We start from the raw sequence: 24,988 nt of genomic DNA on the forward strand, positions 1-24,988 counted from the left end.
ACCTTTACGAATGCGACCAAGCCACCAAACAATTCATTTACTTGATGAGGTAAATACCATCTTTTTCGATTCGGATTCTACGTTCTTTGTAGAGTCCGCCGATGGTTTTCTTAAACGTCGCCTTGCTGGTTCGGAACAGTTCGAAAATCTGATCAGGGCTGCTCTTATCATTCACAGGTAGGAATCCGCCTTTGCGATCGAGCGTCCGAATGATTTTCTCTGATAGGTCATCCACCTTGCCTTTACCCAGTTTCTGCAGCGAGAGATCAATTTTGCCATCTTCCCTGATCTGCTTTATGTACGCTTTTAGGTTTTTACCGATGAAGAGCTTGCCAAACACTTCCGATTTGAACAGTAATCCCCAATGTGCATCGTTCACAGCACATTTGTAACCCAACTCAGTTTCCTCGGCCACAGTCACGTGTACCTGATCGCCCTTTTTATAACGCGCGGGCGTTTTATCTAAGAACTTATTGAATTTGGTAGAACCAACAATACGACCAGATGCATTATCTACGTAAAGGAAAACCAGATAATCCCTGCCTTCTTGCATCTTAATACGCTGTTCACTGAATGGAACCAGCAGATCTTTTGGCAGTCCCCAGTTAAGGAAAGCACCAACAGCTGAAGTGTTGATACATTTCAGCTTGGCGAACTGACCGACTTGAGCAAGCGGTGTCTCAGTCGTTGCAATGACATCGTCTTCCGAATCAAAATAGATAAACACTTCGATCTCATCGCCAATTCGAGTACCTTTTGGGACATAACGTTTTGGCAGCAGGATATTGCCGTATTCATCTCCGCCGTCGACAAATACGCCGAACTCGACTTCTTTCACCACGGTAAGATGGTTCAACTGACCGATTTTAATCATTGATGCGTTGCTCATTGGTTTTCTAACTGATGCGCAGTATACGAGATTTACGCCATGATGGTTGCAGTAATTTGATCACAAAAGCCTGATTGGTTCTTTATTGGGCGAGAGCTATATCCGATGCCCAAACGAAAAACGCCACGACATTGCATGGCGTTCAAATTCACTAAGCTGGAGCTATGAATTATTGATACACCAACTCTACATTCGCACCTTCTGCCAACTCGATAATCGCTTTATCTGATTCTTGAGCTAGTACCTGAACAGGCTTATCTGCCAATTGCGTTTTACGAATGGTGTCTCTTATCAAGCTCTTAACCGCTTCGTTATGCTTGTTAAATGCATAAGGTAAGGCTTCATCACCAAAATCGACTGCCAGCGTAAACGCCGCCAGATTATCAACATCAATGATGATACCATCGAAGTAAGCTAACAGAGATTCAGCCAGTACAGCGTTCGCTGGCAGCTGACAGGCCAGAAGTACCTTTAGGCCATTAGCGCCACGACAAAGCCCCTGCTCTGCCAGCAAATCAATCATGGTTGCGGCTTCGCTGGAAGTACGCACAAACGGCACAACAATCTCTAACGGAAGTTGCTTCTCCTGAATGGCTTTTTTCAATACTTCACACTCAAACACGAAACCCGGCTTGCCCGCTTCGCTCGCATAACGAGAGACTCCGCGTAAGCCCATTGCTGGATTTGCCTCCTCTGGTTCGGAGTCGGCTCCTTTCAATTGTTTTAATGCAAGCGCACTTTGATCATTTAACATGACGCGAAATGGTCGATCACTATTAGCTTTACATGCTCTTTCGAGCAACGACGCCAATATGTCTTTGGTTGCATTACTGTCATCTAATGCTGACGGATGCGTCCCGACTGCATTGAGATATAAATCACCAAGAGAGACTAGTCCAATCGACGTGTTTTGCTCTTCCAGTTGAGAGGGGTTTTTAAGAACATGAGAATAGGTTAAATCCATTTGAGACATAGCGCACCAATACTGCCTTGTAGAAACTTAAGTGCCTGTTGCGGCAAGAAAAGGATGGATAATCGACGTTTATTCTTTGCAGCGACTGATTTTCGTCCATCTAGTTGAAAACATACCCACTGAGGCATCTCGTTACAAGAGAAATCCAAAATGAATTTTCTATTTATAAAGACCACACAAAACTCGGCTGTTTAAGAATCTTTCCGGTTAAAACAAAGGCAATAGACAGAATAAATCGATGAAAGATCACATCATGGCTTTTCTAGCACTAATTTTTTGCTATCTTACTGCCTTCGCAACGACACCGAAGTAAGGAAGGCAGAGTCCATGCCGATTAAAACTGACGAACTAAGAACGCAACCTGTTGACACTCTGCCAACCCCTGCAGAACTGGAAGCAGAATCTCCACTTACAGACAGTGTTGCCCAAGACATCGCAGATGCCCGCAAACAAGCGGAAGACATTCTCACCGGTCGCGATAACCGATTACTCGTTGTCGTTGGTCCGTGTTCTATCCACGACCCAGATGCTGGTCTAGATTATGCGAAACGCTTGAAAGTTCTATCAGACCAGCACAAAGATACGCTTCATGTTGTTATGCGTACCTACTTTGAAAAACCGCGCACTGTTGTTGGCTGGAAAGGCATGATCAATGATCCAGATCTTGATGGCAGCTGCAACCTCCGAGCAGGTCTGTTCAAAGCTCGGAAATTCCTCCTTGATGTCAATAAACTGGGTATGCCAACTGCGACCGAATTCCTTGATATGATCACCGGTCAGTACATCGCCGATCTGGTCACTTGGGGCGCCATTGGTGCGCGTACCACCGAATCGCAAATCCATCGTGAAATGGCCTCTGCGCTTTCTTGTCCGGTAGGTTTTAAAAATGGTACAGACGGCAACATAAAAATCGCTATTGACGCAATTCGCTCAAGCCAGACTTCACATCTGTTCTGCTCGCCTGACAAAAATGGGGTGATGACAATCTATCGCACCAGCGGAAACCCTTATGGTCACGTCATTTTGCGTGGCGGACACCAGCCTAACTATTACAAAGCTGACGTTGAAAGCGCTGCTGCGAACCTTTCAGCATTTAACCTGACGCCTCGCCTGGTGGTAGATTTCAGCCATGCAAACTGCGAGAAGCAACATCGCCGTCAGCTTGATGTGGCTTCGGACGTTTGTAATCAACTGGTTGAAGGCGATACTTTCATTGCTGGCATCATGGCCGAAAGCTTCATCGAAGAAGGTAATCAGGCTGTAGACAAAGACAATATTTGTGGCCTCACGTATGGCCAATCGATCACCGACCCATGTTTGGGCTGGGACGACACTGCTAAAATGCTCCAGATGCTCTCTGACGCCGTAGCAAAACGTAACAGCGCACTCTGAGTTGGGAATGTGATAAGCTCGAACTTCAGTTAAATATCAGGAAATTACTATGCCTTCTTTTGATATCGTTTCAGAAATCGATACCGTAGAGCTGAAAAACGCCGTAGACAACGCGAAGCGTGAACTGTCTACCCGTTTTGACTTCCGCAACGTTGAAGCCAGCTTCGAACTCAATAAAGAAGTCGTGAAAGTTGCTGCTGAGTCAGATTTTCAGGTCAATCAGATGATGGATATCCTGCGCGGCAACCTCGCTAAACGTGGTGTGGATGCTCGAGCCATGGAACCAAAAGACATGGTCCACTCCGGCAAGACTTTCTTCAGTGACGTGCATTTCAAAAACGGCATCGAGGCAGATGTTGCAAAGAAAATTGTCAAACTGATCAAAGAAGCCAAAATCAAAGTTCAGGCCCAGATACAAGGTGAAAAACTTCGTGTCACCGGTAAGAAGCGCGATGATCTTCAGGCAGCAATGCAAGTCGTGCGTGAAGCTGACTTGGGTCAGCCTTTCCAGTTCGATAACTTCCGCGACTAATTCCACCTATTGAACATCAAAAGCCATTTGCTTCCCGGCAAATGGCTTTTTATTTCTCTGGAGACCTCATGTCAAATATCGTATATATCGCCACCAGTTTAAATGGTTACATTGCGGATAAGGATGGCAACTTAGATTGGCTGCATAGAATTCCCAACCCGGAACAGTCGGATTTTGGCTGGTCCGAATTTATGTCTGGCATTGATGGGTTGGTGATGGGCAGAACCACCTTTGAAACAGTACTGGGATTTGACTGTGATTGGCCATATACCAAACCCGTGTTTGTGCTTAGCAATACTATGAAAGAAATCCCTGACTCCCATAAAGACAAAGCTTCTTTGGTTTCAGGAGCACTGTCAGAGATCCGTAAACACCTCAATGAGCAAGGTTTCAAGAATCTTTATATCGGTGGTGGAAAGACAGTACAAAGCTTTCTGTCTGAAGATTTGATTGATGAGTTAATCATCACCCAAATCCCGGTATTGCTGGGCGGCGGAGCCAAGCTGTTTGGCGATTTAGAGTATCGCCAACAGTTCGAACTGGTGAAAAGTGAAGTGCTGATCAATGCAATGGTGAAATCTCACTTCAAGCGTGTGAGGTAGACTTCACCTAACTGGCTGAAAAGAAAGGTCGGCACTAATAGCTGGCCTTTCTGCACAACAAACAGTTTATCTCACATCAATCACGCGGCTAGCTTTTCGGTATTGAACTTTCCATCCGCTCCATGAAGGCAGTTCCCATCGTTTGGGGCCATCTTTTCTATTGCCGCCAGCGTGATGCACCACCACTGTCCGCTTTCCTCTTTGGTATTCAACATCCAACTTCAATTCAGCGAGGGTTAATTCCAAGGGATATTTTTCGGCGAAATCATCGAATTCCCATGAAGGAATGCCGTCAAAGACTAAATCATCACCTTCAATCAGTTCTAGATCTTCCGCGGCTTCGACCCCTAAATCCTGCAGGGCTTGTTCAAGCCAGGACAATATATCAACGTCAGCGTTGTTTGTTGCATCTGTCAATGACTGATACAGATTCCAATACTTCACTTCTTTCACTAGGCGAGTGCCAGTACCTTCAAAAAGCTCACCATCAATGATTTGCGTGGCCAGCGCCCGGATAAGACTCTCTCCTTCCGCTACTTTTCTGTATTCACCAATTACCCGTCCTGCATAGATTCGTTCAATGACGTCGACCACTACGCCGTCATGTTCATCAAACTCGGAAAACGACTCTTCTCCTAACCCAGCATCAACAAGCCAACTAAAGGAAACAGGAGCCATACATGTGGCGTATGAGGTGGTTTGCTTCACACCTCGGCCTGCCAGGTGAAATTGGTCGAAAACAATCGCCGCCTGTGGCTCTTCAGGAAAATCACTGTCGCGACTCAAAGTGACTTCGTTAAAGCCATTACCGAAAGCTTGTTGGCGTTTTTCGCGGCGTACATAAGCAAGCTCAGGAGCCACTGACAGGACGTTTTTCAGGAATGCTTCGCGGGAAAATCGGCTGGCAACCTCCCATTCAGGTAGTTCCAACACTTCCCGAATAGATGCAGACAATTTCCTCGCTTCCTCAAGTGCTGACTCATCAACATCAATAGTTTCAATGGGTTGCTCACCACGAAGCACTGCAATAGATGTGACAACGTCACAGGAAAAGGTGTTCCACCTCCGGTAATCGTCCAAGGCAAGCTCACCGCCTTTGCGCTTCCATACCGTCATTGGCGTTTGAAGTATTGCTGCAAGATCTACCATGGCTTCGGTGTTTGATTTCGTATCCATTCCCGAAATGAGGTGCGCGAAAATACTATCAATCGGCAAAGGATATATGCGCTTTCCATGCTCAGTGACTGCACCGCCTGGAGTAAGGGCCCCCATTTCCATTAATCTAGTCTTCGCAATGTTCAGTGATTTATCAGGTAAGTTCGATAGAAATGTCAGATCCTCTAGAGCAGAACCACAACAAGCTGCTGCTAACATGGTCTCAGTGAGATCTTCCCGCTCAAGCTCTGGTGGCGTAAAAGTTTCCAGAGGTGCATGCTCTCCAAAAAGCCTCTCACAAAATCCCGCAGAAATTCGACCAGCCCGCCCGGCACGCTGTTTGGCGCTGGCCTTTGATATTGCATGGAGAGCAAGCGCTGTTCTGCCATTTCTCTGGTGTGTACGGCGCTCCATGCCTGAGTCGATAACAGTAACAATGCCTGGAATCGTCAGTGAAGTTTCTGCCACATTTGTTGCCAGCACTACACGTTGGTTTTCTGACTGATGCAAAGCACGGTACCTGTCACACTCAGACACTGAAGCGTGAAGCGGAATGACATCTACATCAAGCACCCTGAGCATTGATTGGCACTGGCCAATTTCCTTCTTACCGGGAAGGAAAACCAACACATCTCCCCCACGCTCCAAAGCATGCTCCACAACTGGTTTTACACGTTCCTCAATCGACTTTCCTGACGGCATATGCTGGGAGTCGAGTGCGTGATGACATATAGTGACACCGTAACTCTTTGCGTCAGCTACAATCGCTTTGGCATTGAAATAAGCTTCCAATCTTTGGTTGTCCAACGTGGCCGACGTCACTATCAGGCGATGCTGATCGTGATTTATCAATAAGGCTGCAAGTAAATCGGTCTCTACCCGGCGTTCATGGAACTCGTCAATCATCACCACATCAAAGCCTTTCAGCTTGTCTTCGCTGAACCAACGCAACACAACACCTGGTGTCGCAAATACCACCTCTGAGTTTTCCTTGAAGCGGTAATCAAATTTGATGGCATAGCCAGCCCGCTCTCCCAGGTCGCTGTTCATTGTGTCGGCGACGAATCCGGCCAAAGTAGTGCAGGCTACGCGCCGTGGTTCAATCACCAATACCCGACCGAGTTTAGTCGCCCATACGGGTAGACGGGTTGATTTACCCGTTCCAGTATCCGCCTGAACGATTAAGTTGAATTTGTAAAGGATTTGTTCAACGTCTTGTCGAATACTATCGATAGGAAGTGTCAGATTATTTCCGTCGGTCATGACTTTTTAAATACGTTTCTGGTTTGTTGAGATTGTACCCTAGGGTTTGTGTCTATGTGTCGTTTTCCACCCCTTACGCTCTCACCACCTCACCTTTTCCTGCTTAGTCGCTCGTTTAAAACAAAAAGCACTTGAATACCAAAGGTTAACGACAATACACTTCCACGTCTTATACTTTAGTATTAATTACATTCTGAAAGAGCAGAGTTGCCTCTCCATGCATAATCAAAAACGTCCTCTCTACATCCCATATGCGGGTCCAGCATTGCTAGAAACGCCTCTTCTTAACAAAGGCAGCGCATTTTCTGTCGAAGAACGTATGTTCTTTAACCTAGAAGGCCTATTGCCAGAAGCCATTGAATCTATCGAAGAACAGGCAGAGCGCGCTTATAAACAGTATCTACGTTTTGAAAACGATATGGACAAGCATATCTATCTACGCAATATCCAAGATACTAACGAAACCCTTTTCTACCGACTGGTTAACAATCATATTTCTGAGATGATGCCAATCATCTACACCCCTACAGTTGGTGCAGCATGTGAAAACTTCTCTGAAATCTATCGTCGTGGCAGAGGGTTGTTTATCTCTTACCCAAATCGCTACCGCATCGATGACATGCTTAACAATGCGTCCCGTCAGAACGTAAAAGTGATTGTTGTTACCGACGGTGAGCGAATTCTTGGTCTGGGCGACCAAGGCATCGGCGGTATGGGCATTCCAATCGGCAAACTGGCACTTTACACCGCGTGTGGTGGTATCAGTCCGGCTTATACCTTGCCAATCGTCCTGGATGTGGGCACCAATAACCCACAACGACTTTCTGACCCAATGTACATGGGCTGGCGGCATACCCGCGTCACTGGCCAAGACTATGATGATTTCATCGAAGAGTTTATCCAAGCTGTTCAGCATCGTTGGCCTGATGCTCTGATCCAGTTTGAGGATTTTGCGCAGAAGAATGCAATGCCAATTCTTGAGCGTTACAAAGACCGCGTTTGTTGCTTCAACGATGATATCCAAGGTACCGCAGCTGTCACCGTAGGCTCGCTGATTGCTGCATGTAAAGCGGCTGGCACCACGCTCGCTGAACAGCGTATTACCTTCCTCGGTGCCGGTTCCGCAGGTTGCGGTATTGCAGAAGCCATCATCGCTCAGATGGTCTCAGAAGGTATCACTGACAAAGAAGCACGCCAGCGTGTCTTCATGGTTGACCGTTGGGGTTTGCTGCTTGATTCCATGCCAAACCTGCTCGACTTCCAACAGAAACTGGTTCAGAAATCCCGCGCCATTAAAGACTGGGAACTGCAGGACAACAACGTTTCACTGTTAGATGTCGTTAAGAATGCCAAACCAACGGTTCTCATTGGTGTTTCCGGTGCACCGGGCCTATTTAGTGAAGAGGTGATTAAGGCAATGCACGTGAATTGCGAGCGCCCAATCGTCTTTCCACTGTCAAACCCTACCAGCCGCGTAGAAGCGACACCGTTTGATATCCTTCGGTGGACCAATGGTGAAGCACTGGTCGCAACGGGTAGTCCATTTGAGCCAGTCGTTTTGGATGGTGGTAAAACCTTTACTATCGCGCAATGTAACAACAGCTATATTTTCCCAGGCATTGGTCTAGGTGTACTTGCTGTTGAAGCAAAACGCGTGACTGATGAAATGTTGATGGAATCAAGCCGAGCGTTGGCTGAATGCTCACCATTGGCGAAATTTGGTCGTGGCCCTCTGTTGCCTGCATTGGAAGAGATCCATTCAGTGTCGCGTCATATTGCACTGGCAGTAGCGAAAAAAGCGATCGAACAAGGCGTAGCACTGGAGCTGGCAGAAGATGCGTTGCAAGAACGCATTGATGCCATTTTCTGGCAACCTAAGTATCGTCAGTACAAACGTACCTCATTCTAAATCTCATCCCCTGAAACAACCTCCGCTTTTGCGGAGGTTGTTTTTGTTATTTCCCTCAATTTGGTTTAACCTGCTGTTTCTTCCGCTGATATTTATTTTCCCCTTACTGTGATGTCATTCCGTAAAGCGTTTTTTGTAATCATGACTGTTATTGTCTCCTCACTTGTTGCCATTGCAGCGATGGACTTTTGGGTGACGTTTCAAGCGAAAGATCGCATATACAACACAGTGAACAATACGCCAAGCCGCCATATTGGCTTGGTATTGGGAACCAGCAAATATATTGGCAGAACACTCAATCCCTATTACACCTACCGTATCGAAGCGGCACAGCAACTTTATCTCAACAACAAAGTTGACGTGATGCTCCTCAGTGGCGACAACGCTCACCGTTCTTATAACGAGCCATGGACGATGAAGCGAGACATGCTGAAAGCTGGGATCCCAGATGATCGCATCTTCCTCGACTATGCTGGATTCCGGACTCTTGACTCCATCATTCGCGCCAAGAAAGTGTTTGATGCGGATGAATTTACTTTAGTCACTCAGGCATTCCACTGTGAGCGAGCGCTGTTCATTGCGGATTACTACGATATCGACGCTATATGCCTTGCAGTACCAAGCCCAGGTGGAACGGCTGGTATGAAAATTCGTGCAAGAGAGACTCTCGCCCGTGTAAAAGCCGTGTTAGATATATATGTCTTGAACGAACAACCTAAGTTCCTTGGCCCTAAAGAAAGCATTTCAACCGAAAAACTTTCTGACAATTAGACACCCCATGTAACTCCTTCCTTAAACGAATGGGTCGGTTTCCACCCATTCCAAAATCACCAGATCCCAGTTTTAAATATCCGCACAACATTCTGTTAACCCTGTGGCTTTCGCCTCTCTTATCTATTCAACCTTTCCGTAATAATGCCCCCCATAAATAGCCGATGGCTCATAACAGAAGCGTTGATTTAGACGCCTCCACTAAAACAAGAATGTTGCCCTACTTAAATAATAAGGAAGCCCAATGACAGCATTAACCCTTGCTTTCAAAGATTGGCTGTTCAACAGAAACAGCATGATTCTCATCGCAGATATTTCTCTCTTTGTCATTCTGATGAATGTTTTACCTTTTGAAGAAAACGTCGTGATCGGCCTATCTATGCTGGCATTTATTGCAGTACTTTGGCTCACTGAAGCACTTCATGTCAGTATCACCGCATTACTGGTACCACTCATGGCCGTTGGATTGGGAGTGTTCAAGACACCTGCGGCGCTGGCAAACTTTGCCAACCCCATTATTTTCCTTTTCCTTGGTGGTTTTGCACTTGCCGCAGCGCTCCATGTTCAAAAGCTAGATCAGGCCATTGCTGACAAAGTGCTGTTGCTGGCTAAAGGTCGAATGAGCGTCGCGGTTATAATGTTGTTTGGCGTCACTGCTGGTCTTTCTATGTGGATTTCTAACACCGCAACAACAGCCATGATGCTACCGCTAGTGTTAGGTGTCCTGAGCAAAGTTAATGCGAAATCTGATCGTGGCACCTATGTGTTCGTTCTTCTGGGGATTGCTTACTGTGCGAGTATCGGCGGCATTGCAACTATCGTGGGTAGCCCACCAAACGCCATCGCTGCCGCTGAGGTGAATCTAAACTTTGCAGACTGGATGAAACTTGGTTTGCCGATCACTTTGACCCTGCTTCCTCTAACCATCTCAGTGCTGTATTTCTTGACCAAACCAAACTTGAACCATACGTTTGAACTCGACCATAAACCCATCGAATGGACCAATGCCCGCCGCCTGACCTTGGCTATCTTTTCCTTCATTGCACTTTGTTGGATCTTTAGCAAACCAATTAACCAAATGTTGGGCGGCCTAAACAAGTTCGACTCTTTGGTTGCATTGACTGCGATCGTTCTATTGAGCGCGAGCCGTGTTGTCAAATGGAAGGACATCGAGAAGACAACTGACTGGGGTATTTTGTTGCTGTTTGGTGGTGGTTTGACACTGAGCAATGTACTGAAAGCGACGGGTACCAGCGTATTCCTCGCAGAATCCCTGAGCAGCTTCCTATCAAGTGCTGGCGTATTCTTCACCCTGTTAACAGTAGTTGCTTTCGTTGTCTTCTTGACAGAATTCGCGAGTAACACCGCAAGTGCAGCGCTATTGGTTCCTGTTTTCGCAACCGTTGCAGAAGCGCTTGGTGTATCGCCCGTGATTCTCTCCGCCCTGATTGCGGTTGCTGCTTCTTGCGCATTTATGCTGCCGGTAGCCACACCGCCTAATGCTATTGTGTTTGGCTCTGGCCACATCAAACAATCTGAAATGATGCGTGCAGGTAGCTACCTGAATGTGGTTGCTATCATTGTTCTGGCTTTGTTCGCATGGATATTCTGGTAAACCAAATCAGCGAGATCACAAAGTTTCACCTCCCTTTTGGTGGCCTTCGGGCCACTTTTTTGTTTCAAATCACTTCTCAGAATCCACTGTTTGTTTCACTCCAATATCGGGAGTAAACTGCTTATATTATTAAGACAAAAGAGATACTCATGCCATTTGCAGAAATTACTGGCTGGGGTAAATGTTTACCTCAGGCAGAACTTACTAACAACGACCTCAGCACCTTCATCGAAACATCAGACGAGTGGATTTCAAGCAGAACCGGCATTAGCAGCCGTCGAATCAGCCATATGAATACTTCTGACATGGCTGCTGTTGCGGGCAAACATTCGCTGGCGGCTGCCGGTATTGAAGGCAAAGACCTTGATCTCATCATCGTTGCTACATGCTCTCCTGACACCTTGATTCCAAACATCGCTTCTAAAGTTCAGCTTGAACTGGGGGCTAAGAAAGCGGCTGCTTTTGACCTTAATGCGGCGTGTACTGGCTTCCTGTACTCACTGGAAACTGCAACCCGCATGATTCAGTCCGGCAATTATCAGCATGCACTGGTAATTGGTGCAGAACGTCTCACTTGGTATCTGGACTGGAGCAAACGCGATACGGCAGTATTATTCGGTGACGGCGCAGGTGCCGTGGTTCTCAGCAAGACAGATAAAGAAGTGGGCCTGCTGGATGCACAACTGGGTTGCGATTCTGAAGGCCGTGATGTACTGGCAATTCCAGAGTTTGGTACCGCGATGTCTCGCTTCGAGCAAGATAACGGTTACTTTGATTTCAACTTCGTCGGCCGTGAGATCTTTAAACGCGCGGTGAAAGGAATGGGATTGGCTGCAGGCACTGTACTCTCACGTTCCAGCATGACACCGGAAGACATCAATGTTGTGATTCCTCATCAAGCGAATAAACGCATCATTGAAGCGCTATGTGATCACGCGAAAATTCCACTTGAGAAAGCATTTATCAATATTCACAAGTACGGCAATACATCTGCAGCCACCATTCCTATCGCGCTATGTGAAGCAGTTGAAGAAGGCCGTGTTCAGCCAAACAATACCCTATTGATGGCAGCATTCGGCGCAGGCCTCACTTGGGGAGCTGGTGTTCTCCGTTGGGGTGACCGTGTAACGCCTATCTGCAAATCTGAAGCAGTACTTCCGCACCCGCAAAGCAACGCATTAGGACTCTTGGAAGAAGCTATCGCATTGTGTAAAGCGAACGCTGAAAAATAAGTTTCTTTCTGGAAGATAATGAACAGGCAAAGAGAAGCCGCTTAAAAGCGGCTTCTCTTCTCACGTAATAAGCAAACTTACACCGCTGCGATGAACGACTCAGCAAACACCTCTACACGATTTCGACCACTCTGCTTCGCTCGATAAAGAGCATCATCAGCATCCGCGATCATTGCAGCAATACTCCCCTCACGCATCGACGAAACCCCAACACTGCATGTTAAATCTGCCTGGTGTGGCCAATCCATCGTTTCAAATGCGAAACGGATTTTCTCTGCCAAAAACGATGCTTGCGCCAAGTTACGGTTTGGACAGAAGATCACAAACTCTTCACCGCCCCAGCGCACAATCACGTCACTTGAAGAAACCGATTCACGAAGTACTTCCGCAGTGGATTTTAACAGACGGTCCCCCATATCATGACCATAGGTGTCATTGATTTTCTTAAAGTGATCAATATCCAAGCAGAGCGCCGTACAGTCTTGACCGTTAGTGGAAGCCAAGGCTTTTTCCAGTTCACGATAGATATCCATACGGTTTCGAAGCCCTGTCAGAGCATCTGTTGTTGCCATAATTGACAGCGTCTCACTTTGTTGTTTCAACGCGGTATTAATGGCTTTTAATCTGTTCGCTCGACGTCTTTCCAGATCATAAACACGACGGCTCTGAACATACTTCACGGCAAGCAGAATTGTAGCTGTAAAGAGCCAAATGAAGGTTAAAGATCGGAAAAGACCCGCTTCAGTTACCATCATGCCTTCAAAGCGTACACTCTTGATAATGAGTTCATGCTTTCCTAATATCGGCGCGCTACCCGTCGCGATTTCAATCAAAGAGATATTGCTCATGTCAGGGCCTGCATGTTCAAGAGGAACATCAAGATCTGAAATCCACCATGAAAGTACCTGAAAAGAGTTAAGCGGCAAAACTATCTCAGATACCTCTTCCGTTGGATTGTATTCGATACCATTAAACTTCATGGAAACCGGGTCTTCCTTTGTTGAATACGCCTCATTGAAATTACGCAGATAAACTCTCAGCCTCTCATCAGGTGCAGGCGCTTTATAACCCGATTCAATAATCATGGAGTGATAGTTTCCCAAATCGATCCCGCGGGTAACACTTGGGCTTAAGCTGATGGCGACTTCACAAAATGACCATCTGTAGGCAGAGCCAAGCACACACTCCAATACAACGTCTCCAATCTCAGAGGTATAAACACGACCTTGGGTATCTCCTCCCATAGGCGTGTCGTCAACATAGCGAAACTGGAATTCCTCGGGAGATATAACATAGCTGGATTGCGCACCACCGATATAAAACCAAACAACAGTGGCTACTGAAAAGAAGAGCAAAACGAATACAGCGATTAATGTTCGCGAAAATTTGTAACTTAACAATGGTCTATCTGACTCTTATGACTAAATTGGTTTTATATTGCCACCTTCTTATCATTCAATGGCATCTTTTAGACAAAGGGCACCGCAAAGGCGGTGCCCTGAATTTCTCAGACTACAAATACCCTGTCGGCGAGTCTATTGCCGTCAGCGCTGAATATTCAGGAAAGCGGCACCTCGCACACCGCCTGAGTCACCATGTTTCGCTTTTATAATTTTAGGCGTGTTTGCAATTGAGAGCAGGTATTTAGGCACACGCTTAGGCATTTCCTCATAAATATATTCAAAGTTAGACAGACCGCCTCCTAGCACAACAACATCTGGGTCGATACCAGTGAAGAGGCCAGCGAATACCATAGCGAGCATTTCCATGTACTTTTCAACGAACTCACACGCTTTCTCTTCACCGAACTTGAATGCATTGATGATGTCGATCGCTTTTTTTTCTTCGCTATAGAAATGCTTATACAACATTTCAAAACCACGGCCAGAGAGGTAGTTATCGATGCAGCCCTTCTTCTCGCAGCCACAATCAAAAATAGGGGCATTTTCGCCAAGGTGCAGCCACGCATCAATTGGCATGCGCATATGGCCGAGTTCGCCGGCAACGTTGTTTTTGCCCGACACGACTTTACCGTCAACAATCAAACCACCGCCAAAACCTGTTCCCAAGATCAAGCCAAGAACAACTTTCTCGCCTTGTAGCTCTTCATCCCATGCTTCTGATAAGGCGAAGCAATTAGCATCGTTGTTAAGCGCTACTGCCCGGCCAATTTTTGCTTCCAAATCAGCACGCAAAGTTCGTCCCTTGGCTGCTGGAACGTTAACCGTGAGCACAGAGCCATCTTCCACTTTCTCAATGCCCGGAATACCGATACCAACTGTTCCTTCACAATCAAATTTGTGATCGTACTTAGCCACCAGCGCAGCGAGTGTTTCAATTAACTGCTCGTAGTTGTCGCCTGGTGTAGGAACACGTTCTGTTGCCTGGCGTTTTAAATCGCTGTCAAACGCACCAAACTCAATCTTTGTGCCGCCTACGTCAAAGCCGTAATACATCCTTTACTCCATTGTTCCAATTTTCAATTCGCTGAGTTGCCTAAATTATCCCTGTTTCAGAGAGGTATGAATGTGATTAAAAACAAAATACCTCCTCTGCAACCCAATGATTTCCGCTGTTTATGCGCATGTCATCGCAAATTTCGGCAAGATCTTCAGTCTAGTGTTTGTTAATTTGTCTTTTTACCACTTCCCGGTAAGTATCTAATGCCCCAGGGACTGGTAACTGGCGTTGCTTCTTACCAGTGAGGTAGTGCTCTCGAAACACATCAAACCAAGCATCCAGACTCTCCGCCGCCAACTTATCACCGTTGAGCGCCAACACTTTTGCAGCCACCTCTGCTGTTGCAAGTTGGCTCTCTCCACTTGCTTCACGAACACCGTATCTTGACAAAGCTTCCGCTTGAATACTCAATACTGGAAAATTATCCATCCAAGGGCTTTTTCTAAAAATCTTTTTTGCCTCTTGCCAGGTACCATCAACCAGAATGAACAGTGGACGCTTTCCTTTTTCGGAAACTGGCTTGGTTCTTACTCTTTCAAGCTCAGCATATTGAGCCGGAAACACAATATAGGGTTGCCATTTAGGATCATTGACCAAAGCAAGCATCTCTTTGTTTGGCTCCGTGCGCGACCAAATAAAGGCGTAGGTTTCTTCGACAGAATCAGCAATCAAGCGGCCCGTATTACTTGGTTTAAGCACCTCATCGTCATACATAACAAGCAAAAACGCGGCATGAGTTCGATGGGTGACCTTCTCTTCGCAAATACAAAGCCTTCTCACCACCATACAATGTGTACAACGATCCACATTTGCACCTCTCGCTTTAAAGGGCCGGGTCGATCGGGATAAACGTTGTTGGTAAAGATGATGTAAAGCGTGAAGTTTCATGAGAAGCGCCTTGCATTGTATTTTAAGTAGTAAAGAGAAAGGCGCACTTTAATTGTGGTTTCGCTTGGTGCAACTGTCTGTGAAAAGTGACTCTCATCAGGACAGGTGCGATTACAAAAACTCAGATACGGCAGCGTCGAACAGGTTCTTCACTAGACCAATATACTCTTCAAGAATATTTATCTGCGTATAAGTCGGCTTTTGGTGCCAGACAGAACTTAGGATTTCTTCAAGGTCAGAAACTATTTGATCTGCTTCACGCATCACCTCAAAACGCAGAGATTGTGGCATGTCTTTGTTCTGATCACAGATTGCCATGATTTGGCTGGCCACCAATTCATGAACAAGAACGTCGATGGTTTCTGAGCCTACTTTGTCACCCTGCGAAGAAAACTGCCCCAAGTTTTCCATAAAGAACTCAATCAGCGCGGCATATCCATCTGATTCAACGACCATTTTCACCTCCAATAAATAGCCTCTGTCGGCAATTTTATTGCTCTTGGAACAAAATTGGTACCAATTATTACGCACAATGTCACTTTATTGATTCTAATGTCTCCAATTTGGGAGATCACAGTCTACATTATAAATTCCCAAGAACATGATAGTCTGGTTTATCAAAGTAGGCGCGTTAAAGCTCTACAATATTGAACTTAAACCTATGATTTCATGATTTATTGCACGAGTGGCAAAGCCTTTATTAAAAAACTTCAAATAGTAACAGCCACATAGCCAATCGCTGGCCAGTGCACAGATATGAGGTAAAGGAAAAAAGATGTCTGACGAGCGGATTCAACGCACTAATCAGTTCCCGTTTTCAAAAAGCATCGTCGGCAAAGTAGGTCTCATCATGGCGATGATGACTCTATGTGCGATGCTTCTCTCGGTCTCAACCTATGTCATGCACGATAGTGCCAGCACGGACACTAACAACACCAGCCGTTTGGAAATTCCAAGTGCACTGCTTTCGGTTTCCATGCTGCGTTATGCCGGTGAAATGAACCGCAGTATGCTCAGTTATGCGTTGGGTCAAAGCCCTGCCCTAGAAAACTATTACCGCAACAAAAACCAGTTCGAGGTATCACTCAACGAACTGATAAAACTCCACGGCAAAGATACCAGTAATCTCAAGAGCATCGAGTCAATCTATGACAATTTTATTGATAAAATCGAAAACGAAGTCATTGAAGAGTATGACCCCAAACGAGAATTATGGGCACTAAACGAAAAACGTATTATCTCAGCGATACTGGCACCTGAATTGCTCGATTCCATTAGTCTGCTAGATAGTAGTAAAGACACGTCTAATTTGTTGTCAATGCAAGACACTCAGCATCACATTTGGCTGATTCGTGATGAAGTTGATGACATGATCTCCGCTTTGTTCTTCTATCTAATCGGCGAAGAAAACCAGAAAGACCGGTTTGACGCGAATGAAGCCTTCTTCCGCAATCACATAAATTATCTCAGAAAGAACTCAACAGACAGCACTATTATTGAACAGCTTGATTTGATTGAGCATTTGGGTAGGACGCTCATTGACCGAATGACACGTGTTTTTAACCAATACGAACCATCTAAGAAGCTGGACGCCGTATCTTCATTGAAAGCTATCAACGTCAATGAATATAAAGCGCTTGAAACCTCTCTAACCGAGTTTTCCCGCCAAACCAGTTTCAGTGCTGCAAACTCCATGGCAAATCTGCGGAATGTTCTTAAAAACAACCAGCTTTCTTTCTTCGCACTGTTCGGCATTATGTCCATCGTCAGCATCTTTGTGACTTACTACATATACAAAAAAGTAACACAGCCTATTGCGCGTCTTGCCGATACCATGCGGAACCTCGCAGATGGTAATACTGAAATTCCAATTTTATACAAAGATCGCCCTGATGAAGTCGGACAAATCTCACATGCATTAAGCTCTTTCCGCGATCACATCATTTCGCGCAATCAGGCGCGTGAACAACTCTTGTACCAAAAGGAGCTCGCGGAAACTGCCTCAAAAGCAAAAGCCCAATTCCTCGCTGCCATGAGCCATGAAATACGTACCCCAATGAACGGTGTTATTGGCATGATAGATATCCTTCTGCGCTCAAAGCTCGATACATCTCAAATGAGTGTTGCGAATACCGTTAGGGAGTCAGCGCTTTCATTACTGGCAATTATCAACGACATTCTTGATTTTTCCCGTATAGAGGTCGGTAAAATGCGCATCGATAATGTCACGATTTCTCTTAGGCATATCGCTGAACAAGTCATGGACAATCTCGCCACGGAAGCGGCAGAGAAAAATGTCTCCCTTAATCTCTTTGTCTCCCCAGAAGTGCCGACTTCCCTATTAGGTGACCCAACACGCATTAAACAAATTCTATTCAATATCATAGGTAATGGCATTAAGTTCTCTGGTGGCCAACCTCATCGTGGCGAAGTACAAGTTTGGATTACATCAGAGCCTACAACTGAAGGCGCAGCCAAAATTCTTATCGAAATCCGAGACAATGGTATTGGTATCAGTGAAGACAAACTGGAAGCTATCTTTCAACCGTTCACACAAGCAGAATATTCAACCACGCGTCGCTACGGCGGCTCTGGCCTCGGTCTTGCGATAAGTCGCAATATTGCATCGCTAATGGGCGGCGCCATCGCGGCAAGCAGTGAAGAGGGTATCGGCTCAACCTTTATGGTGAGTTTCTCACTTCCCTATTCCGAAGAAGTGACGGCACCGGATGAATGCAATATTGGGTTGCTGAGAGAGTCCGCAGCCTCACTCAACAATATTATCTGCATAAATTCCCTAGAAAATGGCGCTCTAAAAGTCAGTATTGATAGCTACTTACAGTCTATGAATATTGCTGTACAGAGCATCACCATAGAAATGCTGCACTTGCAGAAGTTCGAACGACAAGACGTGAAATATGTTGTTCTATGCCGCGACTACCTCAAAACTAAGCAACTGATGCCAGCCATTGTCCCTCCAAACGTTGATATTCGCTACCTTGAGTTCGATATGAATTTGCCCGTGCATCGCTATGGAGGCATGGACGTGTTTGCTATTTTCTCTTCACCATTAAAACTTGCCAGCCTGCTGAGTGGCTTGCGGATCTGCGTTGGTCTTGAAAGTCCTGACTATCCGGTTATCGACACCCGAGGCAAAGAAGCCTTTATAGAGCGGACAGAGGAAACCCAGGGCACTATTTTGGTCGCAGAAGACAATGCGACAAACCAAACGGTTATCGAAAAACAACTTACCTACCTTGGTTATCATGTTGTGATGACGGCTGATGGCCTCGAAGCACTCCGAGCCTACCGCAACCAAGCGTTCACATTGGTTCTAACTGATTGCCATATGCCTAATATGGACGGTTATGAGCTGACGAAAGCCATTCGTGAGATCCAGAAAGAACGCGCTGAGTTTGTTCCAATTGTTGCTCTCACCGCCAATGCGCTAGTTGGTGAGGCTGAAAGGTGCATTGAAACCGGAATGAACGACTTCATCGCTAAGCCGGTAGAGATCGATGTCATACAAAAAGTGCTTTCAAAATGGTGTGCCCAAAGCATGCCTTTCGAGGCGCCGAAAGATGAATATCAAAAGACCATGAGTGAATCTTCAGCCAGTAAAATGACTGCAGAGCAGGAAGCATTAACTTCCCTGCATGATGTTAAGGTCGAACTAGATCCTGAAGTGCTGAAGAAGCTTTTCTGGGGGGATACAGAGACCTATGCAGAAGTGCTGAGTGAGTTCATTAAACACTGTGAGCCTGAGCTCAATGTCCTTGCAGGCTTCCGCGCTCCTTATGATTACGCAGAAATAAAAATGCTCTCCCATAAGCTGAAAACATCTTCCCGCAGTATAGGGGCTATTGAGCTGTCTGATCTTTGTATGCAAATAGAGAAATCCGCTACTTCTGAAAATCCAGATACGGAGGAGTTGCTCGATGACCTCAGGCCAGTTTTGAGTGCAACTCTGCTCACCGTACACCAAAAGCATGCCGATTTATTACAATCACTTGGAGAGAGAGCGGCAGAAAATTAATAACAAGATAGATTTCAGCAGAATGCCGGATTTAGTGCCACACTTGTAAAGATTCAATCAACATCAGAACAAGTGAGCCACTCATGAGAAAAACAAAAATCATCACAACTGAAGACATTCTGCTAAAACTTTGCCAGTCAGTCACTGCCGTACTTTCCAAAGCCACAGATTCTCAGGTCCACCATTCCGCGATGGTGCAGAAAATCAGCAAAACCAGCCTAAAGCCCGATTTCGGTTGCTTTGTCCTTTTTGATGGTGGTTTTTCGGGTTTGGTTGTTATCAATTTCGATGCGAAAGCCGCGCTGGAGGTTTATCAGAAATACATGTTCCACATGGGTATTCCCAAAGAGGAGTTGGCTACCCTTCACACTTCAGACGAAGTGGCAGATGTGCTGGGCGAATTAATGAATCAGATTGTGGGTGATTTCACAGGTAAAGTTAAACGCTCGCTCCATACCAACATTACACAAAACCAACCAAAAATGATGGCGATTAATAAAAACATTAGCGTCACCGTCGACAGCAATATAGAACGACCGCAGGCGCGGCGCGTCAGCTTCAACACCGAAGAAAACAATATTTTTTATCTCGAGCTATCCATGGAGCGTACAGAGTTCATTCAACTGGAAGAGTTTGAGGAAGTTGATGAAATCAATCCAGATGAAATCCTGGAAGAAGAAGTCGCTAAAAGTCTTGAAGGTAAAGAAAAGAAAAAGGGCCGTTCCAAGAAAACGGCAGAAGCTAACTCGTTAATGGATGACCTTGGGATCTAACCTCTCCTCAAATCCCAACGGCGGCTTTACGCCGCCCTTACAACTAAAATAGCCAGGGAGAATGCTGTGGACGTCATCGACTCGTGGTTGAAAAATATTCAAAATTGGTACGAAGACGCTGAACATCGAAATGTTGAATCACTCGCTGCAATCGTCTCTCAAACACCTGCAATGATATTTGACCCACCCATTGACCTGAAAAGAAGCGATGCTATTGCCTACTTTGTGGATGGTTGTACTAAGCTGCAACGTCATTATCTCTTTGAAGGCAAGACGGAAGAAGCCTTTAGCTATCTCCAGTTTTGCTATGCCAAATTGCAAGCATTGGCTTCGCGTTCAGACATCAAACCGGACATTAAGCGCTGGAGCCTTAAAAAGCTCGATATGTTGATAGTTGCCATGATGGAGTTTTGCCAACAGCAAAAAGGCGCAGCTTGGCAACGGGAAAGCCAACAATTAGTCGAACTGCATGTAACTTTCATGATGGGTCAGAACGACCTGAATTTACATACTCCAGTCAACCACCAATAAACGTAAAAAGCCGACCTATTGGTCGGCCTCACTATTCACTGTTCTAAACTATGCTTGCTGAGGAATTGGCTGAGCTTCCTCACTTTGTTTTAACGCTGCATACATCAACCCAGTCAACAAGGTACCTACGGTAATCGCCCCCAGGTAAAGCAATACTGGCGTAATCGCATTCGGAATAAACAAAACAAAGATACCACCATGAGGTGCCATCAGCTTTGCGCCAATCAGCATCGAAAGTGCACCAGTCAACGCACCGCCAACCATACATGCTGGGATAACGCGCACTGGATCGCGCGCCGCGAATGGAATGGCACCTTCTGAGATAAAGCACATCCCCAGAATAAAAGATGCTTTCCCCGCTTCACGCTCTTGAGGATTGAACTTACTGCGCGCTAGCAAAGTAGCCAGACCAATGCCTATTGCAGGCACCATGCCTGCAGCCATCACTGCGGCCATTGGCGTATAGGTTTGTGAGGCTAGGAGTCCAACACCAAAGGTATATGCAGCTTTGTTAACCGGACCACCCAAGTCGAAACACATCATAGCGCCAAGAATGACACCCAGAAGCACTGCATTGGTCGATCCCATACTGTTAAGAAATTCAGTCAGGCTATTCATCACAACCGCGACCGGGCCACCCACCACGAAAATCATGACCAGGCCCGTCACCAAGCTTGCCAGTAGCGGAATGATCAAGATTGGCTTAAGCGCTGCCATGGAGTCTGGCAGTTGAACTTTATCAGCAATCAGTTTTGCAGAATAACCCGCTAGGAAACCCGCAACGATACCGCCGAGGAAGCCCGCGCCTGTAGAACTTGCCAGCATACCGCCAATCAAACCCGGTGCCAGACCCGGACGGTCAGCGATAGAGAACGCGATAAAACCCGCCAACACAGGAACCATTAACGCAAATGCACTCGCGCCACCGATTTCCATGAGAGCCGCCGCCAGTGTTCCCTCTTCTTTGAACGCTTCAATACCGAAGACGAAAGACAACGCGATACACAGACCACCAGCAACAACCAATGGCAACATATGTGAAACGCCAGTCATCAGGTGTTTGTAGTCACCAGTGCGTTCTTTCTTACTGCTGTTATCCGTTTTCACGCCGCCGTGCTTGTAAACTTCAGCTTGCTCAAACGCATTGGACAATTCTTGCTTGGTTTTCTTTAGCGCAGCTCCAGTGCTGGTTCGATAAACGCGCTTGCCATCAAAGCGAGCCATATCGACTTCAATATCCGCGCCGATGAAGACCAAGTCTGCAGCTGCAATCTCTTCCTCGGTCAGCTGGTTTTTCGCACCCACAGAGCCCCGGGTTTCAATTTTTACCCACATACCTTGAGCTTTGGCTTCTTGTTCAACCGCTTCGGCAGCCATGAAGGTATGTGCAACACCCGTAGGACAAGCAGTGATGCCAACAATCCGCGTCTGGACAGGTGGTCCAGCCGCTTCAACCGTTTCAATATGAGTGAAAATCTCGGCTTTCGATGTCGCCTCAACCAATAAGTGCTTCACATCGGCATAACAGGCTTCCAAGGAGGCTTGATAAACTGGCTTGCCACAGAATCTCGCCATATCAGCGACAGGCCCGACAGTGATGATAAGATCCGCTGATTCAATGTCTGAAGCGTTTGCAGGTTTAGCGGGTTTCACGGTGCTTTGGCACTCAATGACCGATTTCCATTCAAGTGCTGCCGCCGCTTTTTCAAGCATTCCCGCAGCGATAATAGTATTCGCAATACCACTTGGGCACGATGTCACAATGACTGCTTTCATCTCTCTACCCCTGTTCCTTCAATTTTTTTACGTTCACTTCGCGTCGAAGCGCTTCTACTTGCGCAATGTCTTCAACACCAACATTGACTTGAGTGACTGCCAGCGCAGAAAGCGCGGTCGCGAAACTCAGTGTGGTTTCGCGATCCCATTGGTTTAGTTCTGCCCAGCACATACCCGCAACAAGCGTATCGCCCGCGCCGACTGTGCTAACTACTTTCATTTCGGGGGGCTGACTGGCATACCAAACCCCATATTTCAGCCACAATACACCTTTCGCACCCCGTGAAATCACGATGTTATCGATACCTGTCTGGCCGAGTGTTTTACCTGCTTGGAGAAGTTCAGGGACTTCGGAGAGATGCTTTCCCGCCCATTGTGATAACTCTTCATCGTTTGGCTTGACCAACCAAGGAGAGGCCTTCAGCCCTGCAGCTAACGCCGCGTTACTACTGTCAAAAAATACCTTCTTGCCCTGCTCATGAAGCATTACAATCCAAGAGGCCAATTTTTCGGGGGATATGCCAGAAGGGAGACTGCCTGTAATGGCAAATACGTCGTGCGTTTTCGATAATGTCTTGAGGGTTTGTTCAAGCTTTAGCACGTCATTTTTAGACACCGTCACACCCGGGAAATTAAGATCCGTCACGCGACCAGACTCTTCCACCAACTTCACATTTGTGCGAGAGGTGCCTGCAACACGGACAAAACCATCATGAATACCCTTTTGCTCAAATAGCTGTGTGAACGGGTGCTGGTTTTCAACTCCCATAAAACCAGTCACTGTGACTTCAGCACCGAGTTCAGCTAAAACTTTGGCAACGTTAACACCTTTACCGCCCGGGTTTAGGTTTGAAGATTGGATGAGGTTGACTGTGCCTGCCTTCAGTTCATCCAAATCACCAGTCATGTCAAGTGCAGGGTTAAGCGTAACTGTTACAACACGAAATTGAGTCATGGTTTACCCCTCACCCAGACCAGCTTCGATGGCTTGGCCAATTGCATCAATAGCAACTTGTGCGTCAACACCATCAGTGGTGAATTCAAGCTCATGGCCTTGTCTCACGCCCAACGCAATCACTTTCATCAGGCTCTTCGCATTCACTTGCTTGCCATCACCATCCAGGTTTAATACCCAAATTTGAGAATCGAATTTCTTCGCAATGCTAACCAACATCGCGCCGGGACGAGCATGAAGACCATGTGCATTCTTGATTTTGAAAATTTGGCTCAGCCCTCCCTGACGAATGTCAGTAAAAGCCTTAATCACAGATTCTGGGGAAGCGCCAAACACGTCCGCTACTTTTCCATCAAACAACAGTTTGCCGATGTTTTTCATGATTTCTGCGTGCTCATCGGTGTTAGCAGCAACTGTAATTAGACCTTTTACTGCCTTACCGTCAACGTCAAACCCTTGCTCAGATGAAATGAAAGCAATCGAGGTTTGTTTCACACCTATAGAAGAAGCATTTATCCAAAGCCCCTGTCCTAAACAAATGGGAGATTGACCCAAAAGCGCAGAAACATAATCCTGGTCGACAGCATTGGCGTTTTTCAATTTGCCTGCACACACCGCACTCATGGAAAGCAAATCTGTCGCCGGGAAGCTCAATGTGATAGTACTTTCATCGAAAAGCAGGACTTGCTGGTTCGCTCCTTTCAATACAGAGAGAATTTGCTCTGCATGAGTTGCAGTTTTCAATTTTTCTTCAACACCCTCAGCGGAAAGTACATGGGTAAGTTGCTTTAAAATTCCCAAATGTTCGTCAGATTTAGCCGCAATACCAATAGCAAGATAAACAGTATTGCCGTTACCCCAATTAACACCATTCGCAAAGTGATGGATTTGCACACCGGTTTGTTTCACTAAATCGCGCGTATCGGTAGTACCATGTGGAATCGCAATACCATTTCCCAGGTAAGTTGAATTCTGGTTCTCTCGCGACAGCATGCCGGAGCTATACCCTTCGCCAACCAGACCTTTGGCAACCAGATCATCAGCGATGTGTTCAATGGCTTCTTGCTTCGTCGCAGCATTTTTTCCAAGTTGCACGTCACCTTCCGTGAGTTCGAGCATAATACTTACCTTAGATTTCATTGAGCCAAGCTCTTTGTTCATTTGCCCCGCCACACACTAATCGTTGTAGCCAAGCCGGTATATTCCTATCCAGTCACGTTTAAAGCGACTTTAGGC

At 46.3% G+C, this 24,988-nt stretch carries 20 protein-coding genes; 10 read left to right on the forward strand and 10 right to left on the reverse strand.

What is annotated here, in order from left to right:
* Positions 1–37 precede the first annotated feature (37 nt).
* Complete coding sequence (locus tag VP504_RS02410; RefSeq protein WP_325893966.1) at positions 38–874, reverse strand: CvfB family protein; 837 nt, start codon at positions 872–874, stop codon at positions 38–40.
* 184 nt (positions 875–1,058) lie between these two features.
* Positions 1,059–1,862 (reverse strand): putative PEP-binding protein, encoded by an 804-nt coding sequence (locus VP504_RS02415; protein WP_325892776.1) that lies wholly within the window; start codon positions 1,860–1,862, stop codon positions 1,059–1,061.
* Between the two features lie 327 nt (positions 1,863–2,189).
* Here VP504_RS02415 and VP504_RS02420 point away from each other — a divergent pair, with 327 nt between their 5' ends.
* From VP504_RS02420 to VP504_RS02430, 3 genes are all read left to right on the forward strand, one after another.
* Complete coding sequence (locus VP504_RS02420; protein ID WP_325892777.1) at positions 2,190–3,254, forward strand: 3-deoxy-7-phosphoheptulonate synthase; 1,065 nt, start codon at positions 2,190–2,192, stop codon at positions 3,252–3,254.
* A gap of 49 nt (positions 3,255–3,303) precedes the next feature.
* Positions 3,304–3,786, forward strand: a complete 483-nt coding sequence (locus VP504_RS02425) for a YajQ family cyclic di-GMP-binding protein (protein ID WP_062713744.1) — start codon at positions 3,304–3,306, stop codon at positions 3,784–3,786.
* Positions 3,787–3,854: 68 nt separating this feature from the next.
* Positions 3,855–4,388: a dihydrofolate reductase family protein gene (locus tag VP504_RS02430; RefSeq protein WP_325892778.1), complete on the forward strand. Its 534-nt coding sequence runs from the start codon at positions 3,855–3,857 to the stop codon at positions 4,386–4,388.
* 66 nt (positions 4,389–4,454) lie between these two features.
* Here the strand turns inward: VP504_RS02430 and VP504_RS02435 are convergent, their stop codons facing one another.
* Complete coding sequence (locus VP504_RS02435; RefSeq protein ID WP_325892779.1) at positions 4,455–6,806, reverse strand: helicase-related protein; 2,352 nt, start codon at positions 6,804–6,806, stop codon at positions 4,455–4,457.
* A 217-nt stretch (positions 6,807–7,023) separates the two neighbouring features.
* Between VP504_RS02435 and VP504_RS02440 the strand changes: the two genes are divergently transcribed.
* The 4 genes from VP504_RS02440 (at position 7,024) to VP504_RS02455 (ending at position 12,333) form a co-directional block, all read left to right on the forward strand.
* Entirely contained in the window at positions 7,024–8,715 is a 1,692-nt protein-coding gene (locus tag VP504_RS02440) for an NAD-dependent malic enzyme (protein ID WP_325892780.1), read from the forward strand.
* Positions 8,716–8,826: 111 nt separating this feature from the next.
* Positions 8,827–9,486, forward strand: a complete 660-nt coding sequence (locus VP504_RS02445) for a SanA/YdcF family protein (RefSeq protein WP_325892781.1) — start codon at positions 8,827–8,829, stop codon at positions 9,484–9,486.
* Positions 9,487–9,730: 244 nt separating this feature from the next.
* Positions 9,731–11,101, forward strand: a complete 1,371-nt coding sequence (locus VP504_RS02450; protein WP_325892783.1) for an SLC13 family permease — start codon at positions 9,731–9,733, stop codon at positions 11,099–11,101.
* Between the two features lie 149 nt (positions 11,102–11,250).
* Positions 11,251–12,333: a ketoacyl-ACP synthase III gene (locus VP504_RS02455; protein ID WP_325892784.1), complete on the forward strand. Its 1,083-nt coding sequence runs from the start codon at positions 11,251–11,253 to the stop codon at positions 12,331–12,333.
* Positions 12,334–12,410: 77 nt separating this feature from the next.
* Here VP504_RS02455 and VP504_RS02460 read toward each other — a convergent pair whose 3' ends face one another.
* The 4 genes from VP504_RS02460 to VP504_RS02475 form a co-directional block, all read right to left on the reverse strand.
* On the reverse strand, positions 12,411–13,733 hold the full coding sequence (locus tag VP504_RS02460) for a GGDEF domain-containing protein (RefSeq protein WP_325892786.1): 1,323 nt from the start codon (positions 13,731–13,733) through the stop codon (positions 12,411–12,413).
* Between the two features lie 144 nt (positions 13,734–13,877).
* A complete protein-coding gene (nagK, locus tag VP504_RS02465) occupies positions 13,878–14,789 on the reverse strand; it encodes an N-acetylglucosamine kinase (protein WP_325892787.1) in 912 nt (303 codons plus the stop codon).
* A gap of 160 nt (positions 14,790–14,949) precedes the next feature.
* Positions 14,950–15,681: a tRNA-uridine aminocarboxypropyltransferase gene (locus tag VP504_RS02470; protein WP_325892788.1), complete on the reverse strand. Its 732-nt coding sequence runs from the start codon at positions 15,679–15,681 to the stop codon at positions 14,950–14,952.
* 111 nt (positions 15,682–15,792) lie between these two features.
* Positions 15,793–16,137: a DUF3802 family protein gene (locus VP504_RS02475; RefSeq protein WP_325892789.1), complete on the reverse strand. Its 345-nt coding sequence runs from the start codon at positions 16,135–16,137 to the stop codon at positions 15,793–15,795.
* Between the two features lie 319 nt (positions 16,138–16,456).
* Between VP504_RS02475 and VP504_RS02480 the strand changes: the two genes are divergently transcribed.
* The 3 genes from VP504_RS02480 (at position 16,457) to VP504_RS02490 (ending at position 21,021) form a co-directional block, all read left to right on the forward strand.
* The gene (locus tag VP504_RS02480; RefSeq protein WP_325892790.1) at positions 16,457–19,717 is read left to right on the forward strand and encodes an ATP-binding protein; all 3,261 of its coding nucleotides are present in this window, start codon (positions 16,457–16,459) and stop codon (positions 19,715–19,717) included.
* Positions 19,718–19,800: 83 nt separating this feature from the next.
* Positions 19,801–20,490 carry a DUF3334 family protein gene (locus VP504_RS02485; RefSeq protein ID WP_325892791.1) on the forward strand — a complete coding sequence of 230 codons (690 nt, stop codon included), beginning with the start codon at positions 19,801–19,803 and terminating at the stop codon, positions 20,488–20,490.
* Positions 20,491–20,556: 66 nt separating this feature from the next.
* Complete coding sequence (locus tag VP504_RS02490) at positions 20,557–21,021, forward strand: hypothetical protein (RefSeq protein ID WP_062713782.1); 465 nt, start codon at positions 20,557–20,559, stop codon at positions 21,019–21,021.
* A gap of 48 nt (positions 21,022–21,069) precedes the next feature.
* Here VP504_RS02490 and fruA read toward each other — a convergent pair whose 3' ends face one another.
* The 3 genes from fruA to fruB are packed head-to-tail and all read right to left on the reverse strand — an operon-like array spanning position 21,070 to position 24,871.
* Positions 21,070–22,797: a PTS fructose transporter subunit IIBC gene (gene fruA / locus VP504_RS02495; protein ID WP_325892792.1), complete on the reverse strand. Its 1,728-nt coding sequence runs from the start codon at positions 22,795–22,797 to the stop codon at positions 21,070–21,072.
* A gap of 4 nt (positions 22,798–22,801) precedes the next feature.
* Positions 22,802–23,752 carry a 1-phosphofructokinase gene (gene pfkB / locus VP504_RS02500; protein WP_325892793.1) on the reverse strand — a complete coding sequence of 317 codons (951 nt, stop codon included), beginning with the start codon at positions 23,750–23,752 and terminating at the stop codon, positions 22,802–22,804.
* A 3-nt stretch (positions 23,753–23,755) separates the two neighbouring features.
* Positions 23,756–24,871, reverse strand: a complete 1,116-nt coding sequence (gene fruB / locus VP504_RS02505) for a fused PTS fructose transporter subunit IIA/HPr protein (RefSeq protein WP_325893968.1) — start codon at positions 24,869–24,871, stop codon at positions 23,756–23,758.
* Between the last annotated feature and the right edge of the window lie 117 nt (positions 24,872–24,988).

Source organism: Grimontia sp. NTOU-MAR1 (assembly GCF_035758505.1).
GTDB classification, from domain to species: Bacteria; Pseudomonadota; Gammaproteobacteria; order Enterobacterales; family Vibrionaceae; genus Enterovibrio; species Enterovibrio marinus.